The sequence below is a fragment of the Nostoc sp. EspVER01 genome (assembly GCF_034530635.1).
Lineage (GTDB): Bacteria > Cyanobacteriota > Cyanobacteriia > Cyanobacteriales > Nostocaceae > Nostoc.
This window is the reverse complement of the sequence record NZ_JAVRCS010000048.1, coordinates 33,209-45,635: the sequence shown is the minus strand read 5'-3', so window position 1 is coordinate 45,635 and position 12,427 is coordinate 33,209. Positions and strand designations below refer to the sequence as shown.

Below are 12,427 nucleotides of genomic sequence, written 5' to 3'. Positions count from 1 at the left end.
AGAAAGAAAAATATTATCTGAGTAAATTGGATAATTTATTTTCTGGAAGTCCCTAGAAAGAGACAAGGAAGACAAGGGAGAGGGGGGAGACAAGGAAGAAACTTGTTAAAGAATTCCCCCTTGTCCTCGTTGTCCCCCTCATCTCCCCTTGCCTCCCCTGCTCCTCTGCTCCCTTTAAGGTTCTACCCAGCGTTCATCTGCCTTAATGAGGTTAATTAATTCCTCTACACCTTTATCTTCTGGGACTTTTTTAATTTCTTCTCGACCACGATACAAAGAAATGTAACCGGGTGTTTTGCCGACATAACCATAGTCGGCATCGGCCATTTCTCCGGGGCCATTGACAATACAACCCATAACTGCAATGTCTAGTCCAGTTAAGTGTTTAGTAGCTTCCCGGACTTTGTGCAGTACTTCCTCTAGATTAAACAAAGTGCGTCCACAAGAAGGACAAGCGACGTATTCCACCATCGTTTTTCGCAATCCCAAAGCTTGGAGAATGCTGTAGCAGACGGGGATTTCTTTTTCTGGTGCTTCTGTCAGTGAAACGCGGATTGTATCGCCAATGCCATCGGCAAGTAACGTGGCAATACCAGCCGTAGATTTAATTCGCCCGTATTCGCCATCACCAGCTTCCGTAACGCCTAAATGTAGCGGGTAATCCATACCCAGTTCATCCATGCGCTTGGCGATGAGGCGATAGGCGGCTACCATCACCGGGACTCGTGAGGCTTTCATGGAAACTACCAAGTTGCGGAAATCCAAAGATTCACAAATGCGGATGAATTCTATAGCAGATTCCACCATTCCTTCGGGGGTGTCACCATAAGTAAATAGCATTCTCTCTGCGAGAGAACCATGATTTACCCCAATTCGCATCGATTTTCCTTGGTCGCGCAAAGAAACTACTAGAGGTTCTAAGGTTTCCCGGATTTTATCGCCAATTTCGTCAAATTCACTTTTAGTATATTCAGTTCGATTGATGTTTGGCTTTTCAAACACATACAAACCCGGATTAATCCGCACTTTTTCTATGTGCTTGGAGACTTCCACGGCGATTTTTAGTCCGTTGTGATGGACATCAGCCACAATGGGCACATCTTGGTAAGTTTTAATTAATTTTTGTTTAATTTCTGCTAAAGCTTTAGCATGAGCCATACTTGGCACTGTGACGCGGACAATTTCGCAGCCTATTTCGTGCAGACGACGAATACCAGCCACGGAACCATCAATATCAAGAGTGTCTTCGTTAATCATTGACTGCACTACAACGGGGTAGCCGCCGCCAATGGTGACATTTCCCACCTTTACAGGGCGGGTTTTACGCCGCTTGATAGTTGTATCAAAGGTATCTTGAGGTGATGTGATGCTTGAAGTGTTTACTGTGGGCAGAGTTTGCATAACCTGATTAGGTAAATTTGCTGTTGATCAAATATCAGATTTAATAAATCTCTGTTTCCCAGATTGCCACAGCTAGCGCTTTTTTGGACGATTAATATAGAAAAAAATGGAGAATCAGAAAGGCAAAGAAATAAAGAGCAATTGAGAAGTTTTGCTCTTTTGTAAAGATATATTGCTTAAAAATGTTTTTCAGTGAGTAGCTTGAGTGCGATCGCTAAATTTATGTTTCCCTAATACAAATATACTATTGAATAAACAGATTACACATCCCACCAGCTAAATTAGACTTATCACCAAATGCTTTAACTCCCATGCTAGAAAAAACATCTACATTCCAGAAAGCCATAGAAGCAGTAGAAGCATTAGATCCAGAAGCTCAGGCTATTCTTGTAGATATTATCCAAAAGCGCCTTAAGCAACAGCGACGGGATGACTTATTAAAGGCGGTTGCAGAAGCTCGTGAAGCTTATGCTAAAGGGGAAGTACGTAGTGGAACTGTTGCTGATTTAATGGCGGAGTTAGATGATTGATGCAGCTGCTATGGAGTGCAAGATTTATTCGAGATTTTAAGCGTTTAGCCCGTCGAAATCCAGAATTACGCTCTGTAGTTGAGCAAAGATTACAACAACTTGCTGAAGAGCCGTTTTACCCTAGCTTGCGTACTCATAAACTTAAAGGGGATTTATTGGGTATATGGGCTTGTTCCATAGACTACAGCAATCGGATTCTATTTGATTTGAGTTTGTCCCTCATCCCGATTCAGGGGAATTAGTAATTTCTTTGTTGACCTTGGGTTCTCATGATGATGTTTACTAAGGTGACACTAGACTTGAGAAATATTTGGGGATTGAAATCATAGATGTTATTACAGAATAAAAGCGGCTGTAATTATGCACACCCAAATAACACCCCAACTACCAATTCCCCCGCACTTTAACTCAGAGAAAGTCGGCGAAGTCTGGCGCGTACCTTACCAAGAACGTGCCGCCGAAGCTGAAATCTGGACAAAACAACACGATATAAAACCTACATCTTTAGATAAAACCCGTATTTGCTTACTTTTAATTGATGTTCAAAACACCTTCTGCATCCCTGGATTTGAATTATTTGTAGGTGGAAAATCCGGGAATGCGGCGGTGGATGATAACGTCAGATTATGTGAGTTTATCTATCGAAACTTGGGAATAATCACGAAAATTGTACCAACTCTAGATACTCACACAGCAACGCAAATCTTCCATCCGATCTTTTGGGTGAACGCCGCCGGAGAACATCCCACTCCAGCAGCGACTAGCATCACACCAGCAGATGTTGAACAAGGTATTTGGAAAGTTAACCCAGCAGTTGCTAATAGTGTTACTAATGGGGATTATGAATTATTAGAAAAACACGCTTACCATTACCTTGAAAAACTTAGTCAAGATGGGAAATATCCCCTCACTGTTTGGCCTTATCATTCTATGTTGGGTGGTATCGGTCATGCTCTAGTGTCATCGGTAGAAGAAGCGATATTTTTCCACGGCATTGCGCGTCAGAGTCAAACGCAATTTGAAATTAAAGGTGAAAATCCTTTAACAGAAAACTATTCCATCTTACGTCCAGAAGTGTTGGAAGATTTTGAGCAACGTCCACTTGCTCAAAAAAACACGCGCCTAATTAAACAACTTTTAGAATATGATGCAGTAATTATTGGTGGTCAAGCTAAAAGTCACTGCGTCGCTTGGACAATTGACGATTTATTAACAGAAATTAAACAGGTAGATGCCACTCTTGCTCAAAAAATCTATCTGTTAGAAGATTCCACTTCCCCCGTTGTTGTCCCCGGTGTTGTGGACTACACAGAACAGGCAGATGCGGCATTTACAAGGTTTGCAGAGGCAGGAATGCACATTGTAAAATCTAGCGAAAATATAGCATCCTTTATTTAACGCAAAGGATCGTAAAGGTTTCGCAGAGGAACACAGAGATTTCCTTTGCGTTCCTCTGCGCTTTCCTTTGCGTCCCTCTGCGTTTAAAAACAAACCTCATTTCTTCAAATAACCCTTGGGATCTTGCGCTACCCAACCCAGAGATGAGCTAGAACGCACTTCAAAATGGAGATGCGGTTGAGTGGAACTTGGTTTTCCACTAGTGCCTACTGTTCCCAGTAAGTCTTCTTTTTTCACTTGCTGACCGACAGTAACTTTGATACTGTCAAGCTGGGCGTAGCGGCTTTGGAGTCCGCCACTGTGGTTAATAATGACCAATTTGCCATAGGAACCTTGATCGCTGGCAAAGGCTACAGTTCCAGGTGCGATCGCTACCACATTACTACCAACTGGTGCTAATAAGTCAACACCACTATGGAAGAAAACTTCACTTGTCGCAGGATTTATTTGCCAACCGTAAGCTAATCCTACAGTTGCCACTTGTGCTAAGGGATATCCAGACAAAGATGCACGGTTTGGTGTACCTGCATCAGTAGGTAAAGGGGACTTAGTTACAACGCCATTAGGCGACCAATTTACCCCTGGAACAAACACGATTCTGGGGTTTTGTTGGCAGCCATTCACCTCAAACAGGCTATCAGCACGAACTTTGTATTGTGCCGCCACTTGTCGCCAAGTTTGACCGCGAGGCACTTCGACTACAATCCCATTGTAGGGAGGAATCTGAAGCACACTACCAACAGCGGCAGTTGCACCGTTCTGCAAAGCTGGATTCATGCCAATAATAGTTGTCGGAATGAGATTGTAGCGCTGCGCTATACTCTCCAAAGTTTCGCCACGAACAACTTTATGACGTTGGAAGCGAGATAAGGCTGGAGTTGAGCAACCACCCACAGCAGCGTTAGCACTGTTTGAGTTTGAGTATGGCAGTATGCTTACTAGGCCCAAGGCGCTAACTAAGCTACAGAGAAACAGTTGACGAAAGGGTAAAGTCATGTACACAGGTCAAGAGCGCATTAACTTTAGATTTTAGATGGGAAGAATGGGGATTGGGGACTGGGGAGCAGGGGAAAAGGTTAAAGGTTAAAGGGAAAAGGAATGAATTTAATCTTTCCCCTTTCGCCATGCCCAATCCCCAATGCCCAATGCCCCATGCCCAATGACAAATGCCAATCCCTAATTTCTCGTAAATTGATCTGTCCACTTGCCGTTCGCTTGACTACACTTAGAAATTAGCAACTGCATTGCTGTTATTGAGCAAAACAATTATGAAGTTATCCTTAAAGCAACTGGCGGTTTATGTGTTTTTACTGGTAATTGGCGGTGGTGCAGGTTTGTTTGGCAGTCGCTATCTCCTGCCACAAAATCGCTCATTCCAACAGCTAAAAAATGTAACAATGGCTTCGCCTCCAGAATCTATAGTTCCGAATTCTCCTAACGGATCTATTGGGGCTACTGGTGGCGACAACGTGAATTTTATTGCGACGGCAGTGCAAAAAGTTGGCCCGGCTGTAGTGCGAATTAATGCGACTCGCAAAGTAGCCAATCCTATCTCTGACGCTTTGAAAAATCCCATCTTGCGGCGATTTTTTGGAGAGGATGACCAACCAATTCCTCAAGAACGCATTGAGCGCGGTACAGGATCGGGATTTATTTTGAGCGAAGATGGGGAATTACTCACCAACGCTCATGTAGTGGCAGATACAGATACAGTACAAGTTACTCTCAAGGATGGTCGGAGTCTAGAGGGGAAGGTGGTAGGAGTTGATCCTGTGACAGATGTGGCGGTGGTAAAAATAAAAGCGAATGATTTGCCGACAGTAAAACTGGGCAATTCGCAAAACCTGATCCCAGGACAATGGGCGATCGCTATTGGCAATCCTCTGGGTTTAGATAATACTGTCACTATCGGTATCATTAGTGCTACCGATCGCACTAGCACTCAAGTTGGTGTCCCAGATAAACGAGTCAGCTTTATCCAAACTGATGCCGCAATTAATCCTGGTAATTCTGGTGGGCCCTTATTAAACGCCCAAGGCGAAGTCATTGGTATTAACACTGCCATCCGCGCTGATGCTCAAGGACTTGGTTTCGCCATCCCCATTGAAACCGCCGCCCGCATCGCTAATGAACTTTTTACTAAAGGGCGTGTAGAACATCCCTTCTTGGGTGTTGAAATGGCAGACCTTTCTCCCAGCAGAAAACAGCAGATTAATCAAGAAAATCAACTAAATATTCAGCAGGATGCTGGAATTGTGATTAAAGGAGTCACGGATGATTCCCCAGCCAAGCGTGGAGGACTGCTTCCTGGAGACGTGATTCAAAAAGTTAATGGGAAACCAGTCAAAACTTCAGCCCAAGTTCAGAGGCTGGTAGAGTCTAGCAAAGTTGGAGACATAATAGCGATCGAAGTCAACCGCGGCGGTAAAGTTCAAACCTTCAAAGTACAATCAGGAGCTTATCCTGAAAAGAAGTAGTCAAAATAATTCGTAATTCCTAGAGAGCGTCCTTCCGAATTACGAATTAGTAATCAATTATTTGGTCAATAGTTCCAGAATGTTTGACTACTGACTATTAATTATTGGCCATTAGACAAATGCTCTAACTGCATTCTTTGTTCCATCTGGCGCAGAAAATACCCTGTCATCATGGCTGATGCTAGAAGCCCGGCCAAGTTTTCCCTATCTGTTGTGATTTGCACGTTGAAATTTTCCGCAGGGAGCATTCCCACTAGCCCTTGGACATTTTGCGAGATGATTTGTTTAATTTCGGGACTGGCGGACTGAGCAACCCTAGCTAAAACATCAGGAGACTGATGCTGTAGATATTTGAGTAACTGATTAGGGTATTCCTCAGAGTGGTCGGAAAGAAGTTGATTAGGGTGTTCCTCGGAGTTGTCGTTCAAAAAGTCAGGATTAAACACCATTGGCAGTTTTATTTAGCTTAATTGCTAACTCTACTCTAAACCATAGTACAAGGCTAGCGCATTCACCACGGGTATAAGTCTAGAGGAAGGGAGTGTGATTAGGGGAGAGATGACAGATGACAGGTTATAGGGAATAATCTGCACGCTGTAACCTGTACTCTATTCTCTTCTTTACTCTCCACTCGCCACTGCCTTTAGTTCTAGTTCTAGTTCTAGTTGTTCTTCCTTCTGGCTAGTGGAAAGTATTTGCGGGAGTTGTTCAATTTGGAAATACTGATGGAATTTTGAGGTTACTTGGAGTGAGTAGGAGCGAGAATCGCTGTCTCGGCGCTTGCGGATGAAACCAAGTTCGACGAGTTCTGGAACGTGTTGATATACTCCCGAACCGCGCAGGTTAATCAGGTCACTCTGAAGTATGGGACTATTAAGAGCGATCGCGGCTAAAGTTCGTAATGCACCTACACCCAATTCCACTGGTATCATCGTTTGCACTAAATCGTGAAAGTCAGACCGGAGTTGCAAACTATAACCATCTGGGGTTTCTATTACCTCTAGGGCGCTATCTCGGTGGGCATAATTGTCCATGAGTTCAATTATGCCTTCTTTGACAGTGCCGCGATCGCACGCGGCATACTCGGCGATTTCGCCGAGCGACAAGGGTTTACCCTTTAAATAGAGAATTGCTTCTATCTTCGTCGCTGTGGCTGTAATCATTTAGTCATTAGTCGTTAGTCACTTGTACTGAGCGAAGCCGTTGGCACAGCCTCTCGTAGAGAAGTATTGGTTATTAGTCATTTGTACTGAGCGTAGTCGTTGGCGTAGCCTCTCGTAGAGAAGTATTGGTCATTAGTACATGACAACTAACAATCAATAAGTGTGTGGCATTATATCCTAAATTGTCAAAATATTTTTTTAAAACTTTCAAATTTGGCATTGGGCAAAACAGTGCTGAGTGCTGTTAGCGGATAACTAAGGTTTAGCCCGTGCTGAGTAAGGAATTATTTTCCTTGTCTCCTGATCCCTCTCATCTCCCCTGCCCCCCTGCTCCTTGGTCACTGAGCGACTTGCCTTGACTTTGCCGAGCGAAGCCGAGGTAGCGAAGTCGAAAGGAGCCGTTCGCGCAGCGTCTCGCAGAGAAGTGCTGCTCCCCTGCCCCTCTGCCTCTTCATAAGCCTCGACTTGTGAGAATAAATTCTGCGATCGCTAAATCTTGTGGAGTGGTCACTTTTAAATTTGTCTCTTCTCCCTCGACAATTCGGACTTCGATGCCGCACTTTTCAAATAAGGCGGCGTCGTCAGTTACTTCCCAACCTTGACGGACTCCTTCAGCATGGCACTGTTTCAACAACTTGACATCAAATCCTTGGGGAGTTTGTGCTGCCCATAGTTGTCGTCTGTCGGGTGTATCTTGAATTATGCCTTGTTCGTTGACAACTTTGATGGTGTCTTTGACGGGTACACCAGCAATTAAACCGGGACAGTGGCGAATGGCCTCGGCACAAGAGTTAAATAAATCTGGTGTGACCAGGCATCTAGCACCATCGTGAATCAACACTTGTTTTGCGGCTATTGGCAGAGATTGCAAGCCATTGTAAACAGATTCTTGGCGGGTGGAGCCACCTTGAATCAATTCCACTGCTTTAGTCAGCTTCAGATCGGCGATGATTGCATTGAACTCTGGCCAATCGCTAGACTGAGAAATAATCCCGATCCAACTGATTGTACTGGCGGCTTCTGCGGCTAATAAAGTCCAAGCAATAATTGGTTGCGATCGCACTCTTAGTAGGAGTTTATTGCGGTTACTCCCCATTCTTTTTCCGATTCCCGCAGCTGGAATTAGTAAATACACAGAATTCCTCAATCTTTAAGCTATATATTTTCCCCTAAAATAGGGAGCGAGTAAGCGTCAATAAATATTATGCGAGTAGTAGCCCTTGTACCTGGCGGAATTGGCGACCAAATTCTCTTCTTTCCGACTCTAGATGACCTGAAGCGCCATTACCCTAACGCTCAGATAGATGTCGTTGTTGAACCCCGGTCAAAGGCTGCCTACCGAGTGAGCAAGTCGGTTCACGAGGTACTGAACTTTGATTTTAATGACCGTAACAGTCTGGCAGATTGGGGTAATTTAGTAGGGACAATTCGCGATCGCGAATACGATGTTGTCATTACTGTTAAGCAAAATTGGTTGCTTGGTCTTTTACTCTGGTTGACGGGAATTCCTATACGTATTGGCTACCAAGGCAAAGGATCGGGTTTTCTTACCCATGCTGTGCCGTTCAAAGTATCCCAGTATACGGCAGCAGTGTATCATGACTTGCTGCAACCGTTGGAAATAAATAGCCCTGTCCCAGAGTTAGCAGTAAATGTGCCAAAACCAGATATTGAATGGGCACAAAAGGAACAAAAACGTTTAGGGGTTCATGAAACAGGCTATATCTTGATTCATGGCGGTTCTGGCCAGTTATCCCAGGCTAAAGAACCGGATAAAATCTACCCTGTCGAAAGTTGGCATCAAATTATTCAAGGCTTCCAAGACAAGCAGCCGGATCTGCCTGTGGTGGTAATTAAGGGAGTTGATGATGAGCAGTTTGTGCGATCGCTTCTGGGGTCTTCCCCAGATATCAAAGTAACTGCCCCAGATGATATTGGCAAGTTAACTGCTATAATCGCCGGGGCAAATTTGATGTTGTCTACTGATAATGCGGCACTACAACTGAGTGTTGCAGTCCAAACCTATACCATCGCCTTATTTGGGCCCACCGATCCAGCTAAATTGTTGCCGAAAAACGATAAATTCCTGGCCATTGCATCCCCCACGGGAAAAACGGCGGATGTTTCACCAAACGCCGTTTTGGAAAAGATTTGGGGTGGCTAAAGGGCAGTTTGTCCCGATTTCTGCAATAAGTCTATTGGATATCCAAATGTAGTTATGCGTTTTTTGAATGACCGCAAAACCTGGTTGTGACAGCTAGATTTTGCGGTTATTTCAGTATTAAAAACCAGGCTAAAAACCAATACGTTGGGTTAAGGGTTATTGGTGTAGATAATTGGTATTTGAAGACGCGATTTATCGCGTCTCTACAAAAAACAGATTTTTCTCTAGCAACGCTTTGTGCTTACTTGCGATCGCGCCTTCCCCGTCCACCTGCCCAAGGAGGTGGGCCTCCCGCATTGCGAATGCGAATCACTTCTCCGTTACTGCGAGTGATGCTAAAGGCATCAAAATCATAGTCGTCGTATTCTCCTACGACAGTCACTTTTTCACCCTGGCGCAAATTTAGCTGATGATGCCAACGTGGCCCGGCATCGACAATAATCTGTCCAGTGCCATCCTCTAAGATAAATTCATTGCCAACAACACTGCGAATTTCACCAGAAACGCTGACTCCTGGATCGCGCTGCAAATCACGGATTGGGATCTGTGCTTGAGCGGTGGGAATAACTACCGCTAACAGTGCAGATGTAAAGGTCATAGCAACAGTGGATTTCATAAGAATTTATTGGTTTGAACTTCACTGCATAAACTGTAAACAGGAAGTATGACCACAAAATGACCAGAATTTATCGAAACAGAATTCAGGAGTCAGGAGCCAGAATGGGCTAAACGCCCCGCTACCGCTAACAGAATTAATTCTGTGCGACTAGTAGATAGCGACGGCGGCAAGCGAGTCTGCGTACTTTTACTGAGAAGCAAGGCTACGCTTTTAGCGTCTGTCTTCGACACGCTGCGCGAACGTAGAGAACGTTTTGATTCTGACTCCTGAATTCTTCTTCAATTGGATTTGTGCGTCAAAAGTGGCAGGGTAATTTGAAAGGTTGAGCCTTGATCAAGAGTACTGGTGACGCTGATTTGTCCCCCGTGAACCTGAACAATTTGCTGGGCGATCGCTAATCCTAGTCCAAATCCACCAGATGCTCTAGAACGTTTGGGATCGGCTCGGTAGAATCTTTCAAATACATGAGGTAACGCATGGCTGGGAATGCCAATCCCAGTATCTTTAACCTGAATTAAGGCTTGTTCTGGCTGTCTAATCAGGTGCAGTTCAATGGTTCCGCCAGGGGTTGTATAGCGACAAGCATTGCTGATGAGATTAGCGATCGCTTGTTGTAACAAGTTTGCATCACCCTGAACTACAACAGCCGTATCGGGTAACTGACTGGTAAGTTCTAAAGAATGAATTTTTGCCTGTGACAACCATTCAGTAGACATACTCCCTAAAAGCTCTGTTAGATTCACCGATTCCATCGAGTCAGGAGCCAATAATCCTTCGTGTCGCGCCAGGAATAACAAATCACCCACCAACGTACTCATCTGTTTGGTAAGGCTGATAATCTTCTCAATGCGCTTTCGCAGTTTCATTGGTGAGTCATCTAACTCATCTAAATCCATTAGCCCAACTTGGGCATTGCTCATGATTGCTGCTAAGGGGGCCCGGAGTTCATGAGAAGCATTGGCAGTAAATCGCTGGAGTTGATCGCAGACTATTTCTAAGCGCTGATTGGTTTCTCGCAGATTGATTTCTCGGTTCGCTAACTCTCGCTCCAGTTGATAGAAAAGATGAACTGCAAACAAAGCTGCGATCGTCCCGAATACAACAGAAATACACAACACAATCCAGGTAATTTGCCGATAAAAATCTTGATGTTGTATGCGTTGTACTAATAATTCTTCCTCGGTTTGAGCGAAGCGATCTATTTGTTGACGCGCCTGATCCATCGTTAATTTCCCTTCCTCCAACCACTCATAAAGGGACGCTACGGGAACCAAGGTATCAGTTTGTCCACGAATTCGTTTCAGTTCTCGCTGTAAGGTTAATTTCTGCTGAAAGATTTCTAAATTATCATCAACCAGTGTGCGAATTTTTTGAATTTGCTGGGTTTGTTGGGCATTGTCTTGTACCAATTTTTCTAATCGATTCAAGGATGGAGGAATAATTGTCTGGGCTTGCTTATAAGGAGCCAAAAATTCCTCCCGTTGAGTTAGCCCATAACCTCGAACTCCAGTTTCAGCATCAATCAAGGCGTTGAGAAGCTGTTTTGTTTCTAGGCGTACCGTTTGAGTATGCTGCACCCAGGTTTCATCTTCTACCAGACTGGCTTTTAGCCAAGCAAAGGCTGATAGAGCCATAAACAAGCAGGTTATGGGAATGGCAACGATCGCTGTTCCCCGTACTCGAATTGGCAAAGTTTGCCAGCTTTGATAGAGCCGTTGAACCCGATAAGCCATAGATTACTACCCCGCAGGAGGTTCTAAACGATAGCCAGTGCCATAAACGGTTTCAATCCAAGTTTCTACACCAATCTCGCGCAGTCGTTGACGCAAGCGTTTAATACGAGCAACTACGGCATTACTCTCAGGTTCTTGTCCCCATTCCCAGAGTGCCTGTTCGATTTGATCGTGGGTGAGAATTTGGCGAGGATGGCGCATCATGTACTCTAGTAATTGAAAATCGCGGCTTTTCAATTTCAAGCTACTGCTTCCCCATTCCAGGCGCATGGTGTCGAGATGGAGGGATAGCCCGTTGACTTGCAAAGCATCACCACACCACAGGGGCGATCGCCGCCGCAATGCCCGCACCCGTGCCAGTAATTCTTCAATATCTACAGGTTTGACAAGGTAATCATCGGCTCCGGCATCTAGCCCCATCACTTTATCGACAGTGGTATCTTTTGCCGTCAACATCAAGATAGGAGCCGCTTTTCCTGCTTGACGATACTGTTTGCATAGGAAGATACCATCTTCATCAGGCAACATCCAGTCAAAAATCAGCAGATCGTAATCTTTTTCACCCATCAACCATTGGGCTGTTGCCCCATCTTCGACGGCATCCACAATATGCCCTGAACGAGCCAAGGCGTCATGGAGCGGTTCTATTTGCTCTAGATCGTCTTCTACTAGCAAAATCCGCATTGTTCAATTGCAGCTAGTTGGGAATGGGGAATTGGGTTTTAGCCTAGTTTGATTTTATCGAAACAGAATTCAGAAGTCAGGAGCCAGAATTCAGCAATGTTTTTTGTGCGACTGGTGAATGAATCCAGGGGTTTAAGACCCCACTAAATCTTTGGTTTAGTGGTCAACAAGACAGTGGTGGGTCTGAATCCCCCACTGCTCATTCTGACCGGAGGCGGAGCGTCTCCGGCTCCGCTCCTGAATTCTGACTTCTGAATT

13 protein-coding genes are annotated in these 12,427 nt (G+C 44.7%); 5 read left to right on the top strand and 8 right to left on the bottom strand.

The genetic code is table 11. The annotated features are described in order from the left end of the window. Window positions 1-174: 174 nt before the first annotated feature. Complete coding sequence (gene ispG, locus RMX69_RS26460; RefSeq protein ID WP_289795846.1) at window positions 175-1,401, bottom strand: (E)-4-hydroxy-3-methylbut-2-enyl-diphosphate synthase; 1,227 nt, start codon at window positions 1,399-1,401, stop codon at window positions 175-177. Window positions 1,402-1,712: 311 nt separating this feature from the next. On the opposite strand from ispG, the gene RMX69_RS26455 reads away from it, so the two are divergent. From RMX69_RS26455 to RMX69_RS26445, 3 genes are all read left to right on the top strand, one after another. Further along, the gene (locus RMX69_RS26455) at window positions 1,713-1,931 is read left to right on the top strand and encodes a hypothetical protein (RefSeq protein ID WP_190955524.1); all 219 of its coding nucleotides are present in this window, start codon (window positions 1,713-1,715) and stop codon (window positions 1,929-1,931) included. Beyond that, window positions 1,931-2,173: a type II toxin-antitoxin system mRNA interferase toxin, RelE/StbE family gene (locus tag RMX69_RS26450; RefSeq protein ID WP_322639204.1), complete on the top strand. Its 243-nt coding sequence runs from the start codon at window positions 1,931-1,933 to the stop codon at window positions 2,171-2,173. The genes RMX69_RS26455 and RMX69_RS26450 overlap by 1 nt, the downstream gene beginning before the upstream one ends. 118 nt (window positions 2,174-2,291) lie before the next feature. Continuing rightward, window positions 2,292-3,329, top strand: coding sequence for an isochorismatase (locus tag RMX69_RS26445; protein ID WP_289795844.1), 1,038 nt, complete (start codon window positions 2,292-2,294; stop codon window positions 3,327-3,329). 96 nt (window positions 3,330-3,425) lie between these two features. Here RMX69_RS26445 and RMX69_RS26440 read toward each other — a convergent pair whose 3' ends face one another. Next, window positions 3,426-4,325: a LysM peptidoglycan-binding domain-containing M23 family metallopeptidase gene (locus RMX69_RS26440; protein ID WP_289795843.1), complete on the bottom strand. Its 900-nt coding sequence runs from the start codon at window positions 4,323-4,325 to the stop codon at window positions 3,426-3,428. Window positions 4,326-4,597: 272 nt separating this feature from the next. On the opposite strand from RMX69_RS26440, the gene RMX69_RS26435 reads away from it, so the two are divergent. Next, window positions 4,598-5,806 (top strand): HhoA/HhoB/HtrA family serine endopeptidase, encoded by a 1,209-nt coding sequence (locus RMX69_RS26435; RefSeq protein WP_322639203.1) that lies wholly within the window; start codon window positions 4,598-4,600, stop codon window positions 5,804-5,806. Window positions 5,807-5,907: 101 nt separating this feature from the next. Here RMX69_RS26435 and RMX69_RS26430 read toward each other — a convergent pair whose 3' ends face one another. The 3 genes from RMX69_RS26430 to ispD form a co-directional block, all read right to left on the bottom strand. Then, complete coding sequence (locus RMX69_RS26430; RefSeq protein ID WP_094347414.1) at window positions 5,908-6,255, bottom strand: DUF760 domain-containing protein; 348 nt, start codon at window positions 6,253-6,255, stop codon at window positions 5,908-5,910. Between the two features lie 171 nt (window positions 6,256-6,426). Further along, the gene (gene scpB, locus RMX69_RS26425) at window positions 6,427-6,969 is read right to left on the bottom strand and encodes an SMC-Scp complex subunit ScpB (RefSeq protein WP_289795841.1); all 543 of its coding nucleotides are present in this window, start codon (window positions 6,967-6,969) and stop codon (window positions 6,427-6,429) included. A 451-nt stretch (window positions 6,970-7,420) separates the two neighbouring features. Next, a complete protein-coding gene (gene ispD / locus RMX69_RS26420) occupies window positions 7,421-8,104 on the bottom strand; it encodes a 2-C-methyl-D-erythritol 4-phosphate cytidylyltransferase (RefSeq protein ID WP_322639202.1) in 684 nt (227 codons plus the stop codon). 69 nt (window positions 8,105-8,173) lie between these two features. On the opposite strand from ispD, the gene RMX69_RS26415 reads away from it, so the two are divergent. After that, window positions 8,174-9,133: a glycosyltransferase family 9 protein gene (locus RMX69_RS26415; RefSeq protein WP_322639201.1), complete on the top strand. Its 960-nt coding sequence runs from the start codon at window positions 8,174-8,176 to the stop codon at window positions 9,131-9,133. 241 nt (window positions 9,134-9,374) lie between these two features. Here RMX69_RS26415 and RMX69_RS26410 read toward each other — a convergent pair whose 3' ends face one another. From RMX69_RS26410 to rppA, 3 genes are all read right to left on the bottom strand, one after another. Next, a complete protein-coding gene (locus tag RMX69_RS26410) occupies window positions 9,375-9,749 on the bottom strand; it encodes a DNA-binding protein (RefSeq protein WP_069072059.1) in 375 nt (124 codons plus the stop codon). Window positions 9,750-10,030: 281 nt separating this feature from the next. Further along, window positions 10,031-11,485 carry a sensor histidine kinase gene (locus RMX69_RS26405; protein WP_322639200.1) on the bottom strand — a complete coding sequence of 485 codons (1,455 nt, stop codon included), beginning with the start codon at window positions 11,483-11,485 and terminating at the stop codon, window positions 10,031-10,033. A gap of 6 nt (window positions 11,486-11,491) precedes the next feature. Next, window positions 11,492-12,169 carry a two-component system response regulator RppA gene (gene rppA, locus RMX69_RS26400; RefSeq protein ID WP_289795836.1) on the bottom strand — a complete coding sequence of 226 codons (678 nt, stop codon included), beginning with the start codon at window positions 12,167-12,169 and terminating at the stop codon, window positions 11,492-11,494. Window positions 12,170-12,427: the final 258 nt, after the last annotated feature.

What these genes read in the sequence shown, in the direction of transcription:
- ispG (WP_289795846.1), bottom strand. Translation starts at nt 1,401, where the DNA reads ATGCAAACTCTGCCCACAGTAAACACTTCAAGCATCACATCACCTCAA.
- RMX69_RS26455 (WP_190955524.1), top strand. Translation starts at nt 1,713, where the DNA reads ATGCTAGAAAAAACATCTACATTCCAGAAAGCCATAGAAGCAGTAGAA.
- RMX69_RS26450 (WP_322639204.1), top strand. Translation starts at nt 1,931, where the DNA reads ATGCAGCTGCTATGGAGTGCAAGATTTATTCGAGATTTTAAGCGTTTA.
- RMX69_RS26445 (WP_289795844.1), top strand. Translation starts at nt 2,292, where the DNA reads ATGCACACCCAAATAACACCCCAACTACCAATTCCCCCGCACTTTAAC.
- RMX69_RS26440 (WP_289795843.1), bottom strand. Translation starts at nt 4,325, where the DNA reads ATGACTTTACCCTTTCGTCAACTGTTTCTCTGTAGCTTAGTTAGCGCC.
- RMX69_RS26435 (WP_322639203.1), top strand. Translation starts at nt 4,598, where the DNA reads ATGAAGTTATCCTTAAAGCAACTGGCGGTTTATGTGTTTTTACTGGTA.
- RMX69_RS26430 (WP_094347414.1), bottom strand. Translation starts at nt 6,255, where the DNA reads ATGGTGTTTAATCCTGACTTTTTGAACGACAACTCCGAGGAACACCCT.
- scpB (WP_289795841.1), bottom strand. Translation starts at nt 6,969, where the DNA reads ATGATTACAGCCACAGCGACGAAGATAGAAGCAATTCTCTATTTAAAG.
- RMX69_RS26415 (WP_322639201.1), top strand. Translation starts at nt 8,174, where the DNA reads ATGCGAGTAGTAGCCCTTGTACCTGGCGGAATTGGCGACCAAATTCTC.
- RMX69_RS26410 (WP_069072059.1), bottom strand. Translation starts at nt 9,749, where the DNA reads ATGAAATCCACTGTTGCTATGACCTTTACATCTGCACTGTTAGCGGTA.
- RMX69_RS26405 (WP_322639200.1), bottom strand. Translation starts at nt 11,485, where the DNA reads ATGGCTTATCGGGTTCAACGGCTCTATCAAAGCTGGCAAACTTTGCCA.
- rppA (WP_289795836.1), bottom strand. Translation starts at nt 12,169, where the DNA reads ATGCGGATTTTGCTAGTAGAAGACGATCTAGAGCAAATAGAACCGCTC.